The 23,163-nt window shown below is 41.8% G+C and carries 13 protein-coding genes and 1 pseudogene; 5 read left to right on the forward strand and 9 right to left on the reverse strand.

Annotated features, from left to right (window positions below; all coding sequences use genetic code 11):
• Nucleotides 1-276 precede the first annotated feature (276 nt).
• From BJP34_RS13525 to BJP34_RS13535, 4 genes are all read right to left on the reverse strand, one after another.
• Nucleotides 277-2,211, reverse strand: a complete 1,935-nt coding sequence (locus tag BJP34_RS13525) for an LIC_10190 family membrane protein (RefSeq protein ID WP_158517194.1) — start codon at nt 2,209-2,211, stop codon at nt 277-279.
• 412 nt (nt 2,212-2,623) lie between these two features.
• Nucleotides 2,624-4,093, reverse strand: a complete 1,470-nt coding sequence (locus tag BJP34_RS13530) for an NAD(P)/FAD-dependent oxidoreductase (protein ID WP_070392801.1) — start codon at nt 4,091-4,093, stop codon at nt 2,624-2,626.
• A gap of 56 nt (nt 4,094-4,149) precedes the next feature.
• Nucleotides 4,150-4,374 carry a hypothetical protein gene (locus tag BJP34_RS47425; RefSeq protein WP_229424352.1) on the reverse strand — a complete coding sequence of 75 codons (225 nt, stop codon included), beginning with the start codon at nt 4,372-4,374 and terminating at the stop codon, nt 4,150-4,152.
• A gap of 492 nt (nt 4,375-4,866) precedes the next feature.
• Nucleotides 4,867-5,937: a glycosyltransferase family 2 protein gene (locus tag BJP34_RS13535; RefSeq protein WP_070392802.1), complete on the reverse strand. Its 1,071-nt coding sequence runs from the start codon at nt 5,935-5,937 to the stop codon at nt 4,867-4,869.
• 485 nt (nt 5,938-6,422) lie between these two features.
• On the opposite strand from BJP34_RS13535, the gene BJP34_RS13540 reads away from it, so the two are divergent.
• Together BJP34_RS13540 and BJP34_RS13545 are read left to right on the forward strand one after the other, a co-directional pair.
• Nucleotides 6,423-7,493 (forward strand): glycosyltransferase family 2 protein, encoded by a 1,071-nt coding sequence (locus tag BJP34_RS13540; RefSeq protein WP_070392803.1) that lies wholly within the window; start codon nt 6,423-6,425, stop codon nt 7,491-7,493.
• 13 nt (nt 7,494-7,506) lie between these two features.
• On the forward strand, nt 7,507-10,167 hold the full coding sequence (locus tag BJP34_RS13545) for a glycosyltransferase (protein WP_070392804.1): 2,661 nt from the start codon (nt 7,507-7,509) through the stop codon (nt 10,165-10,167).
• Here BJP34_RS13545 and BJP34_RS43205 read toward each other — a convergent pair.
• The gene (locus BJP34_RS43205) at nt 10,110-10,274 is read right to left on the reverse strand and encodes a hypothetical protein (protein WP_158517195.1); all 165 of its coding nucleotides are present in this window, start codon (nt 10,272-10,274) and stop codon (nt 10,110-10,112) included. The genes BJP34_RS13545 and BJP34_RS43205 overlap by 58 nt on opposite strands.
• A gap of 433 nt (nt 10,275-10,707) precedes the next feature.
• Between BJP34_RS43205 and BJP34_RS13550 the strand changes: the two genes are divergently transcribed.
• The 3 genes from BJP34_RS13550 (at nt 10,708) to BJP34_RS13560 (ending at nt 15,223) form a co-directional block, all read left to right on the forward strand.
• Nucleotides 10,708-11,517 carry an ABC transporter permease gene (locus BJP34_RS13550; protein ID WP_083305156.1) on the forward strand — a complete coding sequence of 270 codons (810 nt, stop codon included), beginning with the start codon at nt 10,708-10,710 and terminating at the stop codon, nt 11,515-11,517.
• Nucleotides 11,518-12,744, forward strand: coding sequence for an ABC transporter ATP-binding protein (locus BJP34_RS13555; RefSeq protein ID WP_070392805.1), 1,227 nt, complete (start codon nt 11,518-11,520; stop codon nt 12,742-12,744). It begins immediately after the preceding gene.
• 187 nt (nt 12,745-12,931) lie between these two features.
• Entirely contained in the window at nt 12,932-15,223 is a 2,292-nt protein-coding gene (locus BJP34_RS13560) for a serine hydrolase domain-containing protein (protein WP_070392806.1), read from the forward strand.
• 55 nt (nt 15,224-15,278) lie between these two features.
• Here the strand turns inward: BJP34_RS13560 and BJP34_RS13565 are convergent, their stop codons facing one another.
• The 4 genes and pseudogenes from BJP34_RS13565 to BJP34_RS13580 all read right to left on the reverse strand — a co-directional run bounded on the left by BJP34_RS13565 (nt 15,279) and on the right by BJP34_RS13580 (nt 23,160).
• The gene (locus tag BJP34_RS13565) at nt 15,279-19,544 is read right to left on the reverse strand and encodes a non-ribosomal peptide synthetase (protein ID WP_070392807.1); all 4,266 of its coding nucleotides are present in this window, start codon (nt 19,542-19,544) and stop codon (nt 15,279-15,281) included.
• Nucleotides 19,541-20,422: pseudogene (locus BJP34_RS13570) on the reverse strand (phosphopantetheine-binding protein); the annotation flags it as partial. The pseudogene BJP34_RS13570 and the gene BJP34_RS13565, both read right to left, overlap by 4 nt.
• A gap of 10 nt (nt 20,423-20,432) precedes the next feature.
• Nucleotides 20,433-21,269: a class I SAM-dependent methyltransferase gene (locus BJP34_RS13575; protein WP_070392809.1), complete on the reverse strand. Its 837-nt coding sequence runs from the start codon at nt 21,267-21,269 to the stop codon at nt 20,433-20,435.
• Between the two features lie 343 nt (nt 21,270-21,612).
• Nucleotides 21,613-23,160 (reverse strand): flavin-containing monooxygenase, encoded by a 1,548-nt coding sequence (locus BJP34_RS13580; RefSeq protein WP_070392810.1) that lies wholly within the window; start codon nt 23,158-23,160, stop codon nt 21,613-21,615.
• Nucleotides 23,161-23,163: the final 3 nt, after the last annotated feature.

Below are 23,163 nucleotides of genomic sequence, written 5' to 3' on the forward strand. Positions count from 1 at the left end.
CGCGAACGCCAAATCGCTATAACCCTTGCCTAGCAACGATTACAGATTTTGCTGATTTTACAAATGATTTAGGATTGCTATAGGGGTAATTTTGATTAATAAAACCTCTCCCTATTACCTCACCTCCCTTTCACGGGATTGAATTGACAATTTATTGATGAGAATGAAACAGCCCTGCCTAATCGCTACTCCCTATTCTATATTCCCTGTTCCCTATTCCCTATTCCCTATTCCCTATTCCCTATTCCCTATTCCCTATTCCCTACTCCCTATTCCCTACTCCCTACTCCCTACTCCCTGTTCCCTTTTTACTTTTATAAAACCACCTTTAATACCAAGGTTTGGATCGCGAAGTTGGATATTATCTTCTAGTTCAAATGCACAAGGTAGTTTAGCAGACCAGCATAGCTCATGCTCTTCTGGAGAGATATCTGGTGGAGAAAAATAATTAATACCATTGACTTGTTTTTTTACTAAATCTGACCTCATCATTTGGGGAGGAAGAATCAGTCGATAGTAAATTTTTTGATTTAGAATAATAGCTAAGGTGATAACCGCTAATGCTAAATAACTAATTATCCTAAAAACTGGAGTAACTATCCATAACTTTGATGCCTGTATTTTTTTTGTAAGCAGTAAAATTAAATTTCCAAATTTTTGATTACAAAACATAGTAATATATAAACCAGGGATAAGAATTATATATCCTATTCCAAATCTGATTACGGGAGCATAGAGCATCAGAAATACCGTTCCCGAAATAGCTAATCCTAATACCCACATCAAACTCCAGAGGCGATGATTGATTGATGTTCTGAGAATAGAGATAGTTAAGAAAATTGAAATTAAAATTATTACAGTAGCGATTTGATTTAGAGTACTATTAATCAACCAAATCCCAAATAACCAAAGCCAGGGAGGAATATTTGGTGGAGCTGAGTCAAACCAAATTCCCCAAACTTGAGTGTTCTCAGCAACTGCTTTAGCTTCTTCTGCTGTCCAAGACCAAGGTAAATCCAGACATAAGAATGATGATGGAAAAAGTGGGCAACCAGAGGTGACGATATTGACAGCGAACATGGGTGATAAGAGTAAACTAGTGATGACAGCACCTATCACTAGTCGTTTTATACAAAACCTACTGAAAACACTATAAAAAATAACTGATATTAATAATATAGGTAGACAAGTAAGCTTTATAGTTACAGCTCCAGCTGCTAAAATTAGTGGGATAAATTGATCGTAAAATTTATTATTAAATTTATTTTTAAAACTATAATTTTCATCCTGAGTTACGGATGATGAGCGATGGTGAGCAATGATTAACATTGCCCAAGCGATGATTACGGTCAGCAAAATTACTGGGATATCTGGTGATGGAGATACCAGAATATCTGACATTAAACTGGATAGAGCTAGGAGAGGGAGTAGAATTAATGAGCAGATGACGATAAACCAGTCACTGAGCTGTGCTTGATTGGTAAATAGTTGAGCGAGAGCAATCAGAAAGTGTACTATTGCGAGAAGAAAGGCAAAGCCATTGGTGATGGCACTAACTTGAGCATCGAAAATTGGAGGGTTAAACGGAGCAGCGAGAGCAAACCACGATGAGGTAAAACCAAGCTGCTGAAGAAGCAGGGCGATACCTGGCACTGCTCCATACTCAGACAACCATCGGATCGCTCCATAGTGATAGAGACCTGTGTCAAGCCAAGTGACTTGTCGGCTGGTGAATGCTGCGACACCAAATTCTAAGGTCAACAATCCCAAAGCTAAGTTGGGAAACACCATGAAAAATAGATTAGTAATTTCATCCCGGGTAGGTTGTGATGTCAGAGACAATAAACTCAGACTAGCAGCGGTACACCAGCCTACCCAGGAATTGAGGGGAAATACTAAGGAGGTTGCTAGCAGTGCAATGGACAGCACAACGATGCCCAACCACACTGCTGCAATAATGCGATCGCTAACTCGTTTAAAGGAATCCGCTTGGAGTACATTCAGTACAGCAGTTCCGATCAAGTAGCAAGGAATAAGTAGAAAATTCCAAGTCGTGATGAAGTAGAACATGCCTATATAGCATTTGTATCTGGGTTGTAAACACACGAATTGCCGAAAAAGGCAAGAGGCAAGAGCGATGCAGCGCGGTCTTGGGGAGCCAGTGCGGTCTTGGGGGTCTCCCCCATGAGCAACTGGCGTGGTTTCCCCCACTCGCGCTTTGCATCAAGACGGCAAGAGGCAAAAGGGGAAAGAGATCCTCAGTTTTATTGGACAGTAAAAAAAAGACCATACAGGTTTACATCTCAAATACAAACGCTATAGCGTTTCTAGGACTCATGAGGTACACATAACTGTTTGACTATTGACTCTTGCCTTCCCCTCCTGGGAGGGGTTAGGGCGTGTTTTCAAAGTTTTCCGCAAGATTATGATCCCCCCCAGCCCCCCTTAAAAAAGGGGGGAGCCATACTCAAAGTCCCCCTTTTTTAAGGGGGATTTAGGGGGATCTCCGAGTTTGAAAACAGGCCCTAGGGGTGGGTTTCTCTTACCTGCTCCCTGCTCCCTGCTCCCTGCTCCCTAAAACCCAGATATTTGTACCTCACAAGTCGTATAATTGCTATATAGCCTATACAGGCTGAAAAACTGAGTCTTCTACTGAATCCTGTTTTTGCTTTAACTCTTCTGTGGTAAATTCTTCATAGTAAGACCGTTCAGTATTTACCTGCCACAGATCATGGTTTTCCCCCAGTAAATTCTTAACTGCTAGCATTCCTGTTAACATCGAATGGTCTTGATTGTTGTAGCGATGCATCCCATTACGTCCAATGGTTTGTAGGTTATCAAAGTCTGCTAAAAAATCTTGAATCACTTGTAAATGCTGACGATAATCACGGTCGTAAACTGGGTAAGCTTTAGGTTGGCGCAACACAGTACCATCTTCTACAGCCTTGGCATCAGCCAGACCTAAACTCGCCAATTCACGGGTAGCTAAATCCAGCAATTTGGTCTCAGATAGATTCCATATTTCATCTCCCTCATTACAGAAGTATTCTAAACCCAGACAGGTCTTGCTAGGATCCGATACCATTTTTGGACTCCAATTCTTAAAGTTTTGGATGCGACCCACTTTCACCTCTGGACTATGGATATAAATCCACTGATCAGGAAATAAATCTTTAGCATCAATAATCAGTGCGACAATAATAAAAGCTCGATAAGATAGGGATTTTGCTGCTTCGATTACCGCTGGTGGGGGAGGTGGATCGAGTTTTTTAACCAGTGCTGTCACTGGCATACTAGAGATAAAATTGTCTCCAGAGATACTGATAGTTTTTTCATCCTGCAAAGCAGTAATGCTTTTGATATGATTACCATCTCGTTGAATACTAGTGACTACAGTATTCAGTCTTACCTGACCACCTTGATTATCTACTGCTTGCTGAAATTTTTCCCACATCATCCCTGGTCCAAGTATGGGGTAATCAAATTCCTTAATCAAGCTTTTGCTATTTTGACTTCCGAACAAAGCATTGATAATTGCTCGTTTTAGAGATAATTTTTGAATACGCTGTGCTGCCCATTCTGCTTGAATTTTATCGCAGGGTATGCCCCAAACTTTCTCCGTATACGTTTTAAAAAAGATTCTGTATAAACGACGACCAAAGCGATCGCTTACCCACTCTTCAAAGGTTTCAGGTTCATGCCAAGGTCGCAATTTTGCCTTGATTTTTGCCTTGAAGTAGCTGAGCAAAATAATCAGACTGTTAATGATGCCTAGATTCGATAGGGTGTTAAAGATTGAGAGGGGATAGTCGTAGAATTTACCCTGGTAATAAATGCGTGACATGCGGGGAACTTTGATAAAATCTTCCCCTAAAACCTCTTGCCAACGTTGATGCGCTGCTTCTACTTTGGTATAGAAGCGATGACCACCAATATCGAAGCGATAGCCTTTGTAGACTTCGGTGCGAGCAATACCACCGACTTTATTGGATTTTTCTAAAACGATAGGTTTAATGCCTTGTTTAACCAGGTCATAGGCAGCAGTAAGACCAGCCGGTCCTGCCCCTGTAATCACTACGGGATAATGTTCCATTGATTAAAAATAGTGCGTCAGTGGTGAGTGAGTTAAGTAGTCGGACAAAAGTAAAATTAACTGTTGAAATAGGGAGCAGGGAGCAGGGAGCAGGGAGCAGGGAGCAGACGGACTTTTGGCAACTTTACACAAGTTAATAAAGCGATGCAGCGCGGTCTTGGGGAGCCAGTGCGGTCTTGGGGAGGCAGCGCGGTCTTGGGGAGGCAGCGCGGTCTTGGGGGTCCCCCCCATGAGCGACTGCCGTGGTTTCCCCCATGAGCGACTGCCGTGGTTCCCCCCATGAGCAACTGGCGTGGTTTCCCCCACTCGCGCTTTGCATCAAGAAGTGAGGTTTATTTTTGTCCAGGTACTTAGTGGTGAGTGCTTAGTAGGAGAATATCGATTTTTATTCCATAGCGATGGCAATTCTAGGTTAACCCTAAAATTAAAACAGTTATGATAAACTGTTATGGTTCAAATTTTTAAATTAAATTCAGTAATATAGCGTTTATAGGACTCATGAGGTACACATAATTGACTATTTGCTATTGCCTCTGGGAGCATGTCAATTTTGTTAATCCCTGATTTAGATCCCCCTAAATCCCCCTTAATAAGGGGGACTTTTGAATCTAATTCCCCCCTTTTTTAAGGGGGGCTAGGGGGGATCTATTTACCTAATTACAAAGGTGACATGCTCCCCTTGCCTCTTCTCTCTTACCTGCTCCTTGCTCCCTGCTCCCTAAAACCTAAATATTTGTACCTCAAAAGTATTAAATTGCTATTATAATTAGGCTTCAATAATGATTAAAACCTGATATATTAGGCAAGTCTATCAGAGGTTTTAGGTACTTTTTAAACCAATGACGAACTATACCAATGGCAAACGCAAGTCCGCTGTAAAAGTAATACAGCCAGTGCCATGGAACGGTTCGTATAGTGAATAGTAGACCACGCTTTTGATAAAAGAATTGGTAGACAGGTCTGTTGAGTACTAGCAGGGCGAGACTAAACACACAGGTAGCAATAGCAATCAGAGCACTAGACCACCAATAAGCTGTAACTAAAGCACCTAGTAGAGCATAGACCAACACCACACTAATACGACTAGACAGTTTTAGGTTCAAGTCACTGATAAACTCACGACAGTTTTCTGGACTTGCGTCGCGAACCTTGAGAATTATGGCAGTCCAGGGCAAGGCGCGGTAGAAAAAGTCAGCTCTAAGCAGAGAAATTATCCCCCAGCGCTTGAGATGTTTCACCCGTAGAGTCTTACACAGCTTAATCCTGTAACCTTTTTCCTTGAGTCGATAGCCTAACTCAATGTCTTCAATACAGGGTTGACGATAATTTTCCTCAAAGCCACCCATGGCAAGAAAGATGTCACGACGGATTGCGCCACAGGCACCCCAAAAGGTAGATGCTTGTTCAGATGCAGTTTGGTGAGTGTAGTGGTGGAGTAAATTTTTGTACTGGGAAAGGAAATTAGCAGCACCGGGAGCATCGTCATAAGAACCAATTAAAGCGGTTAAATTAGGTTCATTGTTAAAGATTTTCACCACTTGACCAATAGTATCCGGATAGATTGCTACATCAGCATCTATAAAGAACAGGATATCGCTCTGTGCTGCTTTCGCTCCCAGGTTTCGGGCTTTAGCCGGACCCCCTGCTGTGGGCAATCGAATTACCGTGGCTCCAAAATCTTGGGCTATACGCCATGAGCCATCAGTATCGCCATCAGCTACTACAATCACTTGATCGGGAGGGGGTTGAGCTTGAGATAGTCTGGCAAGACATTGGTGAAAGTCTTCGCCTCCGTTGTATACGGGGATGATGACGGAGATAGTGAGTCTAGCAGAGTCAATCATTCTTTAGAGAATTTACCTTCAATTACTGATTGAGATTTTGAGATTAAATCGTTACTCTGCATCTCAATAATACCCTCAAATAGTATAACATTAGCTTAGAAAAAAAAATCAGTTTATAATAAATTTAACTAACTCGTTGATTGGCTTTAACAAAACTACCGAATAATCACCAATAGAGATTTTATTTTCAAAAAGTCCTGAATTGACTGAGTAACTCTGTACTTGTAATAGAGGTTGTGTCTACAGGTTGAGCAGTCAGGCATCCGCTATCAGCAGTCAGCGGAAGTCAGCCCATTTGATATATAGCAATTCTCTATGCCATGAGGTACAAATGGATCCCCCTAAATCCCCCTTATCAAGGGGGACTTTGAGGTGGAAAAGCGTACCTCATAAATCCTAGAAACGCTATAGCTAAATGCTGATAGCTAAATTAAAAACTCAGTTTATCCCTGTGAAAAGTATAGATATAAAATTTAAATCATCAAATGTCGGTTGTTAAAACAGTTGATAGCTTACCACTAGTTTCAGTGATTATCCCTGCCTATAATACAGAGCAGTTTATTGAAATCACATTACAGTCTGTTCTTTCTCAGACCTATAAAAATCTGGAAGTGATAGTGGTAGATGACGGTTCTCAAGACCGCACAGCTGAGATTGTTCAATCTATTGCTGAGGACGATCAGCGTGTTATTTTACTACAACAACCAAATTTAGGGGTGGCTGCTGCTCGTAATTTAGGGATTAAAAACGCGAAGGGAGATTATATTGCTCCCCTGGATGCTGATGATATTTGGTATCCGCAAAATTTAGAAAAGCAAGTTAAACGCTTCTTGGCAACAGATCCAGCGGTAGGGTTGGTTTATGCTTGGTCGGTGGATATTGATGCCGAAAATTCACTGACTGGAGATTTCCGTGCTTCAACTATAGAAGGAAAGGTTTATAAAACTCTGGTATGTCATAACTTTTTAGGCAATGCTAGTGCATCTGTGATTCGCGCCTGTTGTTTTGAAACCGTCGGTGGCTACAACTGTCAATTGAAAGCACAACAGGCTCAGGGGTGTGAGGATTGGGAGCTCTATCTGCGAATTGCAGAACATTATGAATTTGCTGTTGTCCCGGAATTTATGATTGGCTATCGCAAGATTGTTAGTAGTATGTCTCGCGACTACAGCCAAATGGCTAAGTCTCATAGTTTGATGCTACGTGACGTTCAACAAAGGCATCCAGAGATTCCAGCAGCACTTTATCGATTGTCTAAGAGTAGTTTTTATATGTATTTGGCACGACAAAGTAGTCAGTGTAGTAGCGATCGCAGTACATTATTTTGGCTATCTCAAGCTTTGAAAGCGGATTTTATTACGCCTATTTTTCGCTATGGGTTGTATATCTTGTTCATTAAAAGCGTATTTAGAATGATCACTAAGCTTAAATCTGATAATTATGTTAATAAACCGGGTTTATCAGTCAGTTATGCGGATTTAAATAAACGCCGAGGTAGTCTATATTTCAAGCTCTTGCTTGGAAATTTATTACACCGTTCACTGCTGATGATATAAAAGATTTTCGATTATGCTTTATCCAATCAAAGTAGTAGACATTGAGTTGAGCCGCCCCCTGACTACTCTTGATGGTTTGGATGGTTATATGGCAGTGCAAGGACTGCTTCGCTTCCATGGTGCGCCAATTGGATATGTTAAAGCACCGATTACTAATGGTCACTGCACAGCACAAACCTTAAGTAAACGTATTCTGGAAGACCATAGCGAGACGATTATCAATCGTCTTTTGTACAATGGATTATCCTTACCTCTCGGACGGGAAAGCTTGTGTCTTGAGGATTTGTTTGATGTGCCACCACCGGAGTATAAGGGCAAGTTGCCGTTAGTAACAGTTGCGGTTTGTACTCGCGATCGCACTGGTAATCTTGCTTTATGTTTAGATGCTATCAAGCAACTGGATTATCCTTACTTAGATATTGTAGTTGTTGATAATGCTCCCACCAATGATAGCACCAAAAAACTGCTAGAAACTTATGGTAATATTCGTTATATCTGTGAACCTCGTCCAGGTTTAGATTGGGCGAGGAACAGAGCTGTTCTTGAAGCTAAAGGAGACATTATTGCCTATACTGATGATGATGTAGTAGTTGATTCAGGATGGGTGAAAGCCTTAGCCCTAGTGTTTATTAAACATCCTGACGTTATGGCAGTGACTGGGTTAGTTGTGCCTTATGAATTGGAAACCGAAACACAAGTGCTGTTTGAAATGTATGGTGGCTTCGGGCGAGGCATGAGGCGTAAATGGTATCAGGTTAATCGAGGCAACAAAATCCATTGGAGACTCTTAGGTACTGGAGAATTCGGTACAGGGGCAAACATGGCTTATCGCCGCTCAGTCTTTGATGATATTGGTTTCTTTGACCCTGCCTTGGATGTGGGTACTGTCACTAATGGTGGTGGTGATTTAGAAATGTTTTTCCGGGTGCTTAAGGAAGGACATACTCTGGTCTATGAGCCTAGCGCCATAGTGCGCCATCGACATCGACGGAATTATGCTCAGTTGCGTACGCAAATTACTAATAACAGTATTGGTCTGTTTTCTTACGCTATCCGTAGCGTCTTTGCCTATCCAGATGAGTGTCTTTCTTTCTTCTTGCTTTTGCTATGGTGGATAGTTTATTGGAATTTAAGACGTCTGTGTCTTGATTTCAAAAATCCCACTCGCTTCCCACGGGATTTAATTCTGGCTGAATTCAAAGGCTGCTTCACTGGTTTAACTCGCTATCACAAAGCTCGCCACACTGCTGCTGAGATTACTCAATCTTTCGGTAACCAAGAACGAGAAACAGAAGTTGATATAGATAGTGATCCATACCCGATTTTTTCTGACCCTATCTTTCCTGCTCTGACTAAGGAAGAAATACCAAAGATTAAAACCAATCCAGGTATGGCAGTGCGCACTGTCGATCTACGGGAACCTTTACAGGCATTAACTGATGTAAAAGAGTATTCATCAGTACGAGTCTTTGTGAAATGGCATGATCACCTTTTAGGTAGCGTTGATATTGCTAACCCTGATCGAGGGATTAGCAAGAATCGCTTAATTGAAGTTATTGTCAATCAGTTTGGTCATAAGCTGCTGCAAGTAGACGTTAACTTCAGTAGCGATTACTATCATAATCAAGCACTATCTATCTTAAGTAATCACTATAAATCCAAGGATAAAGAGACTGATTTACTAACCTCTTTACCAAATACTATACCAGTTTCTATTATCATCGCTACCTATGACCGACCCCAAGATTTGCGGAAGTGTTTGTCGAGCCTAGTTGCCCAAGAGTCTACTCGACAATTGGAAATTATTGTAGTTGATAATCATCCCGCTTCTGGTTGGACTCCACCAGTGGTTGCTGAGTTTCCTGATGTTATTTTAGTTAGTGAATCCCGTCAGGGATCAGCTTATGCTCGCAATGCTGGGTTTGTTGCTAGTACCGGGGATATCGTGGTTACGATAGATGATGATGTTACTGTACTACCAGATTGGTTAGAAAAGCTAATCGCTCCCTTTGCTAGACCGGATGTGATGGTTGTCACAGGTAATGTTTTGCCCCTACAGTTGGAAACTAAAGCCGAGCAGTGTTTTGAAAATTATGGCGGCTTGGGACGGGGCTTTGAACGGTTGGAGGTTAACGGAGATTGGTTTGAATCCTTTTTCTACCAGCCTGTACCAACTTGGACCTTAGGAGCAACGGCTAATGTTGCTTTTCGTAGCAGTATCTTTCGCCATCCCAAGATTGGCCTCATGAACGAAGTCCTCGGTGCTGGTATGCCTTCAGGAGTTGGTGAAGATACTTACTTATTTTATAAGGTACTTAAAGCTGGCTACACCCTGGTCTATGAGCCAAACGCTTATGTGTGGCATAAGCATCGTACTGAAATGGCAGAGCTACGTCGTCAGCTTTACAACTACAGTAAAGGTCATGTTGCTTACAATCTCACCACATTACTAGAAGATGGAGATTGGCGAGGATTGGTACAAATATTGCTGGGATTGCCACTTGCTCATTTATGGCGCATCTTTGAACGGCTAAAAGGTTCAAGCAATTATCCGATCTCCCTAATCTGGTTGGAAATTACAGGTAATCTGGCTGGAGTTTGGTCTTTGTGGCAATCTCATCTACGGGTTAAACGTGAAGGTCGTATAGCAATGGGAACAGGGAGTAGGGAGTAGGGAGTAGGGAGTAGGGAGTAGGGAGTAGGCAAAAGGCAAGAGGCAAGAGGCAAAAGGCAAGAGGCAAGAGGCAAGAGGCAAGAGTGAAAAAATCCTGTGGACCTCATAGTTATGAAAAACAGTGTAATCTCAGCCAAAGACTGAAACTTTTATTTCATCAATGTTTTATAGCAATTCTATATCCCATAAGGTACAAATTGATCCCCCTAAATCCCCCTTAATAAGGGGGACTTTGAGGTTAATAAGCGTACTTCATAACTGCGATAAACGCTATAATATTTTTTTTTATAACTAAAACTTGAAGGCACAATCGGTTAAATAAAGCCCTGTAAAGCTTTCATTGACTTTTGTATTACAGTCTAAATAAATAATAATATAGCATTTTAAAATAGATTATCAAATAATGATATCTATTTCCTACTATTCTCTATTCCCTGCTCCCTGCTCCCTGCTCCCTGCTCCCTGCTCCCTGCTCCCTAAAACCCAGGACTAAAGTAAATAACCCAATTGAAAACTGCTTTAAAATGCTATATTACTCCAATGTCTTCAAAAAAAAATCGAAAATTCCAAATTAAACCGTTGTTTAAGTGGCGGTTTTATTATCTTTATGATTTGCTACGAGAGCTAGTTAATCGGGAGATGAAGCTACTCTACAAAAGGTCAGCTTTAGGAGTAGCTTGGATGCTGCTTAATCCACTACTTCAGTTAGCTGTTTTTACCTTTGTTTTCAGTTTTGTATTGTCGGTTGATATTCCTCAATATACTTCATTTGCATTTTCTGGTTTGTTGGTATGGACATGGTTTAACAGCTCTCTTTTTCAAGCAACTGGCGTGATTATTCATAATCGCCCCCTGATCCGACAACCGGGTTTTCCAAACGCTATCTTACCGGTGGTGACGGTAACAACAGGTCTGATTCACTTTATTTTAGCCCTGCCAGTATTAGTTATCTTTCTGTTAATCGATGGTGTTCAGTTACAGCCAGTAGTTATACTGTTACCCATCCTACAAGCTCTCCAGTTTGCCGTTACCATTAGTTTAGCCTATCTACTAGCTGGACTTAATGTAACGTTTCGCGACACCCAGCATACTATCGGTGTACTTTTACAGCTGCTTTTTTATGTGACACCGATTTTTTATGATATTACTAATGTACCGAAAAATTATCAGTTTTTGTATTACCTTAACCCGATGGTGCATCTGGTTAACGCCTATCGCACTGTACTAATTAAAGGCACAGCACCGGATTGGCTAGCTCTACTAGTTATGGCTTTGGTCACGTCAGTATGTTTACCTATCGGTCTTCAAATTTTCCGGTGGCAGAGCGATCGCTTTGTGGAGGAATTATAGATGGTTGATGCAATTATTGTTAAAGGACTCGGTAAACGCTTTAACTACTATCATCCTGACCGACCGTTTACCATTATGGAGGCGGCGCTGTCGGGTTTTCGGCATATTATGGCAGCGGAAAGGTTTTGGGCGTTGCAGAATATTACCTTCACCGTTTCCCCAGGCCAGATGCTGGGCATTCTCGGTCACAATGGGGCTGGTAAATCAACCCTGTTGCGCTTGATTGGTGGGGTTGGAAAACCGGATAAAGGGAAGGTTACGGTTAATGGCTCCATTGGAGCGCTGCTGGATTTGGGAGCTGGTTTCCATCCAGATTTGACTGGGCGAGAAAACGCTTTTGTTAGTGGTGTGGTAGCAGGTCTTACTCGTGAAGAGATGGGGCGACGTTTTGATGAAATCGTGACGTTTGCTGAACTTGAGCCGTTTATCGATAATCCAGTGCGCACTTATAGTACAGGGATGCAGATGCGGCTGGCGTTTTCGGTGGCTGTACACACAGACCCAGATGTGATGCTAGTTGATGAGTTTCTGTCCGTTGGGGATTTGAGATTTCAGGCTAAGTGCTTGGAACGAATTGCGCAGTTGAAAGAGTCTGGCTGTGCTATTGTCCTAATTTCTCACAGTAGCGAACAAATTGAGCAACTTTGCGATCGCGCTTTGTGGCTACAACAAGGACAAATCATGGCTTACGGTGAGCCAAAAGTGGTAGTAGCACAGTATGTCAATCAAATGCGATCGCAAACTCAGCAACGCACTCCCAACGGATCCTCCCAAGTGACTAGGTCTGGTGTACAACTGCGAATGAATCAAAACCGCTTTGGCTCTCTAGAAGTAGAAATTACCGATGTGTTGCTGTTACCTAGCTTAGAGATTAATAGTGGTGATTCCTTAGCCATTGACATTGAGTACTTTTCACCTCAAGCAATTGATGGACTAATTTTTAGTGTCCTGATTAGTACTGAAGATAGTCAAATCTGTCTTGAGACTAACACAACTACCATGGGAGTATCAGTACCAGGTATTAAAGGTAAAGGAAAAATCCAACTCCATCTATCCCGCTTAGATTTAAACAGTGGTAAGTATTTTGTTGATGTTGGGGTTTATGAACCAAATCGGGCTTATACCTATGACTACCATTTGCGTGTTTATAACTTTTTAGTGCGTTCAAAATATAGTGAAAAAGGTATGATTAGCCCACCGCTTTGTTGGGATGTTGTTGAAGGTTGAATGTTGGTTGAAGGTTTAAGGTTGGTTGAAGGTTTAAGGTTGGTTGAAGGTTTAAGGTTGGTTGAAGGTTGAATGTTGGTTGAAGGTTGAATGTTGGTTGAAGGTTGAATGTTGGTTGAAGGTTTAAGGTTGGTTGAAGGTTTAAGGTTGGTTGAAGGTTTAAGGTTGGTTGAAGGTTTAATGTTGGTTGACTGTTGAATTAGGGACAGCTAATAGGCAAGAGGTAACAGATTTAGCTTTACTATTCCCGATTCCCGATTCCCGATTCCCGATTCCCGATTCCCGATTCCCGATTCCCGATTCCCGATTCCCGATTCCCGATTCCCGATTCCCCATTACCGATTACCGATTACCGATTCCCGATTCCCGATTCCCGATTACCGATTCCCTGTTCCCTTTGATCAAAAATTTACCAAATCTAAAACTAGTGAAAAAAACAGTAAATAAATTATTAAAACTGATTCAATCACTAAGTTTAGCTCTATTAATTCTTAGTGTTTCTGTACTTCCTGTATTTGCTGATGAATCTTTGAGTGTATCTAACCGGTATTTGCCGATGGTATCTACAACCGATGATTCTCATATCAAACTAACTAAATTCAAGGATATAGAAGAATTTAGTGACAATTTTTTTGTCAATCAAATGACAGAAAATAATATTCCTGGAGCGGTATTTACCTTAGTAAAAGATGACAAGATTATTTTCTCGAAAGGCTACGGCTATGCCAACCTTGAGGAGAAGATACCGGTTATTCCTAACAAAACTCTGTTTCGTGTAGGGTCTGTATCTAAACTAGTTACCTCTACGGCAATAATGCAACTAGTCGAGCAAGGTAAGCTTAAGCTAGATGAAGATATTAACCAGTATCTTAAGGAATTTCAAATCAAGACTAATAAATTTAAGCCAATCACAGTTGATCATCTCTTAACTCATACTCATGGATTTGATGTAGCTTGGGCGATTGGCGGAGCCACTCTTTGCCAGTCTCAGCTGCCATCCTTAGAAAAATTTCTCACAGAAAATTTACCAGAGCGAGTGCGACCACCAGGTGAATTATATGTTTATAGTGATGTGGGATTAGCATTGGCAGGTTACTTAGTCGAAGTAGTTGGTGGAATTCCTTTCAGTGACTATATTGACCAAGCTATCCTACAACCTTTAAATATGAATCAAAGTAGTTTTCAGCAACCATTACCGTCTGAGCTGGCTGCTGATTTAGCTGTGGGATATCAGTACAAAAATGGCAATTATATAAAGCAACCCTTTACCTGTAATAAAAGTGTTCCTACTACAGCGTTAAGTACTACTGCCGAAGACATGGCTCACTTTATGATTGCTCATTTACAGGGAGGTCGTTATGGTACAGAGCGTATCCTGAATGACACTACAGTAAAGGAGATGCACCGCCAACACTATACTAATTTTCCCAACATTCCTCAAGTGGCAGGATCTACTTATGGTTTTTTTGAGCGCTTTGTGAATAATCAACGGATAATTGAGCATGGCGGTAGCATGTCAGGGTATACTAATCTGCTATTTTTAATCCCAGAACAAAAGTTAGGTTTCTATATTGCTTACAATCGTAACACTCTTAATGAAAATTTGCGAGACGACTTGGTTGAACAGTTTTTAGATCGTTATTATCCTGTACAGAAAACCATTTCGTCACCTACTGAAACGATTACTAAAGCTATCACTGAAGCTGATAGTACCCAGCAGTATGACCAGCAATATGAACAGCAATATAAACAAATAAAGGGCGGTTATCGCTTCATTCGATATCCTCGAAACTCCCTGGTTAAACTAGCCATGGTTTTGCTAGAATGGGGTAAATTGTTGATTATTCAAACTAATAAAGACCACACGTTAACTATATTTCCAGGTAGAAGTACATGGGAGGAAGTCGAGCCACTTCTATTTCGCGCTACTGACAGTAGTATGTATATAAATTTTCGGCCAGATAGTCAGGGTAAAATTACTGGTATGTCTATGAGTAGTCATGTCCATTTAAGCTATGAAAAATTACCTTGGTATGAAGCTCCTGTTTTACAGCTTGGACTGGCAGGATTTTCTGTGATCATCTTCCTATGGGGATGTTTAGTTTGGCTAATTAGACCATTAATTACCCGCAAAAATAAAACCTTATCTCTAGTTTCACGACATACTCGTCTGGTGGAGTTGAGTATTGGTCTTATTAGTCTGTTGAATTTATGCTTTTTGATGGGAATGGGGATAGCTATTAGTACAATAGATTTCTGGGAATTTTTCTTCGGAATGCCCCCTGTGATAATTGCGTTACTTTATCTACCCATTGTGACCACAGGCTTGACTACTCTAGTATCAATTATTGCTTTACTGGCTTGGAGAGACAAAAACTGGTCTTGGATTAGACGAGGGTATTATTTTTTGAGTATGCTAGCGGCATGGCTATTTATCTGGCTCCTAAATTCTTGGAATTTATTAGGATTTAAATTTTAGGTAAACTGTAAGGTTTTACTTACCACTGTAACTGCTGCTTGTCAACTAAAGATTCCTAACCATCACCTTCAGCAGCCAAAGCCTGATCAATGCAAGTCTTTAACCTGTTTGCTAACACCCGCACATGAGGTTCGGTTCGCATACTATGGTGGTCGCCGGGAACTCTGATTAGATCGACAACGTGTTCCTCCCAACCCATTAACGGAAACAGCCAACGCTGAATTTTAATGTGGTGACGGTGATCACGAGCAACCCGAGTAACGAAGAGTGTAATTTTACCCGAGTAGCCTTGCATAAGATACTCTCCTTTATGCCCTTCCAAAGACGACATAGACTTTTGTGCTGTTAAATGGTCTTTTAATTCCCAGAGAAACGAGCCTAACTTTCGAGCAAAACGCAGCCACAAACCACGTAATAACTGAAGTTCCATTCTGATCATATCCGGCTGTATTTTTTGCAGATAGTAGCGATACATCTGTCCTGAACCCGAAGTATCTAATATAGCTAGAAAAGCCACTTTCTTTCCGCGCTCTTGTAGTTGCTTTGCGACTTCATAAGCTACTAACTTTCCCAAAGAATATCCTGTTAACAGTATCGGTCCAGTTGGATATACCTCCAGGATATCGCGAACATGACTAGCAGCGATCGCTTTAATATTAGCCTCTGTTTGTTTGTGTTTTTGTATCAAAACTACATAACCTGATTCTAGCAAATAAACTGGTTGCTCCTCACCTAGATAGCGGGCAAGGGGAGATATTTCCCCGACACTATTAGCGCAGTAAAACAGCGGTGGCTTCACCCCTGTGGGACGGATAGCAACCATGAGAGAATCCGGTCGAGGTCGCGCTCCTTCTCGACCAGCTACAATAGTTAACAAGGGGCGAAGGTCATCTGTATCCAGTGGTAACAACTCGGGAGATAGATTAGGGTTAGGGTTATCTGCTACAACTCCAAGTTTGAGAAGACTGGCAATTTCCTCAATGGTTGTAAATTGAAACAAGGCGGCCAACGGCAGTTTTGTCTGAGTGACTTTTTCTATTTCTGCAACTAAGCGCACTGCCAGCAAGGAGTGACCGCCCAACTCAAAGAAGTTATCTGTTACTCCTATGGGTTGGATACCGAGAACTTGTGACCAGATTTGGGCTAGTTGGAGTTCTAAAGAATCTCTGGGTGCCACAAAGGTTTCGGCTCCCGACTGCCTGGAAGTATCCGGTGCCGGTAGGCCACGCCGATCTACTTTGCCGTTGGGTGTTAGAGGCAAAGCATCTAATACTACAAAGGCATTGGGTATCATGTATTGGGGTAATTTCTGTTTGAGAAAGCCCCGCAGGTTGGTGGTGAGAATGTCGATGTTTTCCACTGGAGAAACAACGTAGGCTACTAGGCGTTTGTCACCAGGTAAAACCTCCCTTACTATGACTACAGCTTCTTGGATTTCAGGGTGTTGAATTAGAGTTGCTTCAATTTCTGAGAGTTCGATGCGGAAGCCACGAATTTTGACTTGGTTGTCGATGCGACCGAGAAATTCGATGTTGCCATCGGGGAGATAACGGGCTAAGTCACCTGTTTTGTAGAGGCGAGAACCCGCTTGATTACTAAAAGGGTTGGGGATGAATTTCTCTTGGGTTAGTTTCGGACGGTTGAGGTAACCACGGGCTAAACCTGCACCCCCGATATGCAATTCACCGGGAATACCAATGGGGACAGGTTGGAGATGTTGGTCTAGGATATAGGTTTGGGTGTTGGCAATGGGAGTACCAATTGGCGGCAGTGCGGACCAATTTTTAGTAGAACCCGTTAAAGTAAATGCTGTTACTACATGAGTTTCTGATGGTCCATAATGATTATGGAAAGTACAATCTTTTAGCTGGGAGAAAAAACTAGCAATGGCTGGTGTAATTTTCAACTGTTCCCCCGCTGTAATTACTTCCCGCAGATAATGATAAATTGATCCTTGACTCTGAGCGGTTTCTGCTAGCTGCTGTAAAGCCACAAAAGGCAAAAACAGTCTTTCCACTTGTTTTTTTGCGAGCAAATTTAGCAGAGCCACTGGCTCTCGTCGCAATTCCTCTTCGATTAAAACCAAAGTTCCCCCTGCACACCAAGTGGAGAACATTTCTTGAAAGGAGACATCAAAACTAATTGGTGCAAATTGCAGGGTTTTTGCCCGGTTTGCAACTGTTGTGTGTGACCGTTGCCAGTTGATCAGATTCCTGAGAGCAAAATGCTTCATTGCTACACCTTTAGGCTTTCCTGTTGATCCAGAAGTGTAGATGACATAAGCCAAGTTGTCTCCGTGAGCAGTAAAGTTGGGATTTAAGTCACTTTGTTGAGTGACTACCTCCAAGTCAGTATCTAAACAAATAATTTGCCCTTGATGTTCTGGTAATCTAGCTACTAGTTTTTTTTGAGTTAACAGTACTGATACTCCCGAATCTTTGAGCATATAAGCAATACGCTCAGTAGGATAATCTGGGTCAATGGGAACATAAGCCCCACCCGCTTTGATAATCCCCAATAACCCCACCACCATCTCAAGGGAACGTTCCACACAAATACCTACTAATACTTCGGGTGCTACTCCTGTTGAACGCAAATAATGTGCTAGTTGATTCGCCCGGTTATTTAACTGGCGGTAGGTCAATTGCTCATTTTCAAACACTACTGCTACTGCATCGGGAGTGAGTTCTACTTGTTCTTCAAATAACTGATGAATACACTTATCTTGGGGATAATCTGTGGCTGTATTGTTCCATGCAACTAATAACTGATGCCGTTCGCGTTCTGTGAGCAAAGGTAATTGCGTAACCGGCTGTTGGGGATTGGCAACTATTGCCTCTAGCAAGACTTGGAAATGTTCAATCCAACGACGAATGGTTGTCCCATCAAATAGGTCGCTATTGTATATCCATTTGCCTTGAAGACCGACCGATGTTTCCTTCATTGACAAGCTTAAATCGAATTTGGCGACAACACTTTCCGTTTCTAGCCGACTGCAAGTCAGCCCCGGAATTTCCATGGTTCCCATGGTCGCATTTTGTAAAGCAAACATCACCTGGAACAAGGGATTATGACTCAAAGAGCGTTGCAGTTGTAATTCCTGTACTAACTTCTCAAATGGTAAGTCCTGATGACCATAGGCTTCTATTGCGGTTTGGCGAACCCTCTTCAATACCTCAGCAAAACTGAGATTTTCTCGGAATTGAGTTCGCAGTACTAAAGTATTGACAAAAAAGCCAATTAATGACTCGATTTCCCGACGGTTACGGTTAGCAATCGGCGTTCCCACTAGGATATCTGACTGTCCACTGTAACGATAGAGTAAACTGCTCCAAGCTGCTAACAAAGTCATAAATAGGGTACAGCCGGATTTTTGACTGAGATTATACAGTTTTTGGGTCAGTTCGGCAGAAAGTTTAAAGGACTCTCTACCCCCCCGGAATGTCTCAATTGGTGGACGGGGACGGTCATAGGGCAATTCTAATCGGGGTGGCGCTCCTTTTAATTGTTGCTTCCAATAGTTGAGTTGGGTTTCGAGCAGGTTTCCCTTAAACCACTCTCGCTGCCAAAGTGCAAAGTCAGCATATTGAATTGGCAATGGTGCTAATGGGGAATGTTCACCATCACTGAAGGCTTGATACAGTGCCGATAACTCTCGCCAGAATACTCCCATTGACCAACCATCGAAGACGATGTGGTGCATGGTCAATATTAAGACATGGCATTGGGAACCCAGTTGTAGTAAACTTACCCGCAGTAGGGAACCGCTTTCTAAATCAAAGGGTTTTTGAGCTTCTTGTTTGACTAGGTTCTGGACTTGTGCATCCCGTTCTGCCTCTGGCAACTGTTGTAGGTCGATCAGGGATAGGGCAGTTGGCATGGTAGATGCTATTACCTGAATCGGAACTCCATTTTCCCTTGGGAAGGTTGTCCGCAGAATTTCATGACGGCGAAGGATTTCGTTGAGGGCTTGTTCTAAAGACCTCAGTGATAAATTTCCTTCTAGTCGCCAAGCACTGGTGATATTGTAAGTAGGGCTTTTTCCTTCGAGTTGATTAAGAAACCAGAGTCTTTCTTGGGCAAATGATAGGATCAGGTCTTGGTCTCGTGGGGCGGGTAATATAGGAGAAAGATTGCCACCCGTGGCGGTCTTGGCGTTATCTAAAAACGCCACTATTTCAGCTTTGCGCTCTTTTAATTCTTTGAGCAGGGAGGGGGTGAGGGTGTTGGGAGGAGCTTTATACCATAGGTTGTCATCATCAAGCCACAGGTTGATGTGTTTTCGGCGCAGGTCAGATAAAAATGCCTCAATTGTTTTCATAGTCTTCCCTCCTGATAATTGTCTGTGATATCCCCCACAAAAGTCTGTGACTGTTGTGATGCCCAATTAATTGTGTCAATGCGATCGCTTAGTTGAGCCACCGTCGGTTGTTCAAATAGAGTTTTTAGGGGTAAATCTATGCTGAAGACTTGGCGTATTTGAGAAATCACTTGAGTGGCTTTGAGAGAATGTCCTCCCAATTCAAAGAAGTTGTTGTGAATGCCGATTTTTTCTATTCCTAAAATTTGACTCCAAATTGCCCCTAGCAGTTCTTCTGTGGGAGTGTTGGGGGGGACAAAAGTGGTTTCACTAGCTTGGGAAATATCTGGTGCTGGCAACCCACGACGGTCAATTTTGCCATTGGGGGTTAACGGTAAAGACTCTAAGGTGACAAAGGCACTGGGCACCATGTAGTCTGGTAGCTTTTGCTTGAGGAAAGAACGTAATTCGCTCTTGGTGGGAACTGTTTCCCCAGTCACGATATAAGCAACCAGGTGTTTATCTCCTGGAATATCTTCTCGAGCAATCACCACCGCTTCTTTGACTTGGGGATTTTCAGTCAGTGTGGCTTCAATTTCATCGAGTTCGATACGGAAGCCACGAATTTTGACTTGGTTGTCGATGCGACCGAGAAATTTGATGTTGCCATCAGGGAGATAACAGGCAAAATCCCCAGTTTTGTAGAGGCGAGAACCCGGTTCCTTGCTAAAGGGGTTGGGGATGAATTTCTCTTGGGTTAGTTTCGGACGATTGAGATAGCCTCGGGCTAATCCAGCACCCCCTATATGCAGTTCTCCGGGAATACCAATGGGAACCGGTTGAAGATGATTATCTAGGATGTAGATTTGTGTGTTGGCGATCGGTTTACCAATTGAGATAACTTTCATATTATTTTTTAGGTTTAAATATCATAGTCGGACAACGTTCTCCTAGCTCATAATATGGAAAATAGCAAAATAATTCTATGAATTGAGAGGCAAATATTTTTCTAACTTCATTTAAACTAGGAAAAGTGTAAACACTAAGAGAATTTTCATAAATATCTATTGTCGATAGTACCTCAATAGGCCAATTCAAATCATCTAAAAGCTTGTTGGGCTCGGGAACTTCTTGTTTCCAGAATTTCCAAACATTATTCACCGGAATTCCCTCTTCAACATTTTTTTGCAAAGCCATTGCTAAACGCCACTTAAAAACGTTAAAATTACCAATAGATTTAGCCCTAAGTTCCTCAAATATTGTTGTCACACTTTCAGGCTGAGATGGACGTAAGAAAAACCTGATAGCGAATAATCCTTCTGGTTTAAGCACCCTTAAAATTTCTGATAACATTTTTTGATATCCATCACAATAGTCAAGTAAAGTAAAACAACCGTCTCCCAAGACAACATCAGATGAATGATCTGCTAAAGGAAGTTCAAGCCAATTGCCAAGAATCGCTCTTCCTCTTGGTACTTTTTTTTCAGGCCAAACTTGGCGAATCATATCAGGAGAGTTATCAATTGCTGAAATTGTAGTATTTTCAGACCAAGGAAGAGTAGCAAGTTCTGGGGTTACCCCTAATATAACCACGTGTTTTAATTCTGGAGATATTGAATTTAGTCTAGGTAAAAGTTCTATTTTTATAAAATCTATATCTTGATCGCTTGGACGTAATGGCGCACCCAAATAATCCCAAAATTTATGATATTTTTTCCAAGGATTTTCAGAGGATTGATTAGACATAATTTTATTATTAAATATAGTAAACTATTTACAATATAAAAAACTTAACTATAATCAATTAAATTTAATTTTGAAAATTGACGTTTGACGCTAATAGTACTTTTTGGCAAAAAAAATAGGTCTTAGCGTTTAGCCTAATCTTAGGAAAATCACCTAGAGAAAATCCCTGAGTATAATTGATGGACATTTGTAAATCACCTTTGATGGTTTAGTCTTTTATTGGTGTAACTGAAACATTTATGTTGAAGCCTATTGAATGTCTCGTTTTTTAATTGAACCCTTACAAAGAGGTAATCACTTAGTTCGAGACTCCATCAGTAGTTGCCACAAGACACGAGGATTTTTAGAAACCTTTAAAACCAGCAAAACCAAATTTTGGCACTAGAGCTTTGAAAGTATAAATTACACGCCCTTTTAGTCCAGCTTTTACCAAGTTGTTAAATCTACTTAGCGGCAGTTTCATCAATATCTCTTGCGCTAAGGATTCTTTTTTACCAGGGCCTTGGAAGCGAAATTGGGTAGCCTGGGTGGCACCGTATACCATGGTAAGCCAGATGCGGGGGTGTGAGAAAAAGTATTTCCACAATGGAGGTTGACATCCAATCAAACTGGCCATGTCATCCATGTAGCAATGATAATCGACTAAACTTCGCACTCGATGAGCATTATGTTGGAATTGTTCCAAGTAGACAGCTCTATCTAAAGATGTAACTCTCTCCATTTCAGCGGGATCGGGAAGGGTTCGTTCCCCTTTGCAAATCAGTGCAAAAAACCGCGCCTGCATTTCCATAATGGGAAACTGGCTTCCGAAGCCAGGGCGTGCCCAACCAATCCAAACGATCTTGTCCCGATACTTGGAATGAAACATATGTTTGTAAAGACTGCGGGGATCGGTTTCCTTGAGTTCCTGTGGAAGGAAGGAGACATAGTTTTTGTAGCCAGTAGAAAATATAACGGCATCAATATTTCTTAGGGTTTCTCCGTATGCCGTATGTAATGTCTTCCCTCCATCTTCCAGCTTCACTATTTCACCAACAACTTTACACCCGTGATGCACGATAGCCTTGGGTAATGATATATTTTTGGTTCCAAAGATTCCCCAGATTCCCCTGTTAGCCTTAATCTTCTTATTGAGTTCGACTATCGTATTATGAACTGGATCTTTCTGGCTCAACTCGGCTTTATAAATCAGATTGCTCAAAGTTGCTCCATAATCGCGAGGAAGGCCCCATACGCCCCGATGGGTGGAAATATCACTGGCGTATATGCCCCTCCTGCGGGGTACTATCCAGCCTGTAGTGTTACGAAGGCTCACCCAACATTTGTTGGCTACGCGGGATACTTCTAGTGCTATATCCGAGCCAGACTCGCCTCCTCCGACTGCTAACACGTTCTTGCCTGACATACTTTGAGCGTTACGGTACTCTTTGGAATGTAAGTACTCAACATCAGTTAATAAGTTTTTCCAAGCTGGATAGTTGGGGATAGCATTATTCCCAATTGCGAGTGCCACCCGTCTTGAGTGCAAAGTTTCTCCAGATGCTAGTTGAACCTTAACACCTTCACCCTCTTGCGAAACCACATTCACTACTTTGGAGTTGAAACGGATGCGTTCAAAAACGCCAAAATGTTTCGCGTACCTCTTCCAATACTCAACTGCTTCTTTTTTAGTCCAGAAGGCGTGCTGTTTTCCATCGCCGATCCAGAAATCTGAAAACATACTCATCGTGGCAGAGGAAGTCAACACTAAATTCTCGTAAGCATTGACAAAAACGCCCCCGACATCAGAAGCTTGCTCTAAACAAACAACTTCCCTCAGACCTTGCTCGATTAATTCTTTTGTACAAACTAGACCTCCTGGTCCGGCTCCAATTACAATGCAATCTAACATGAG

This window comes from Moorena producens PAL-8-15-08-1, from assembly GCF_001767235.1.
Taxonomy (GTDB): Bacteria; Cyanobacteriota; Cyanobacteriia; order Cyanobacteriales; family Coleofasciculaceae; genus Moorena; species Moorena producens_A.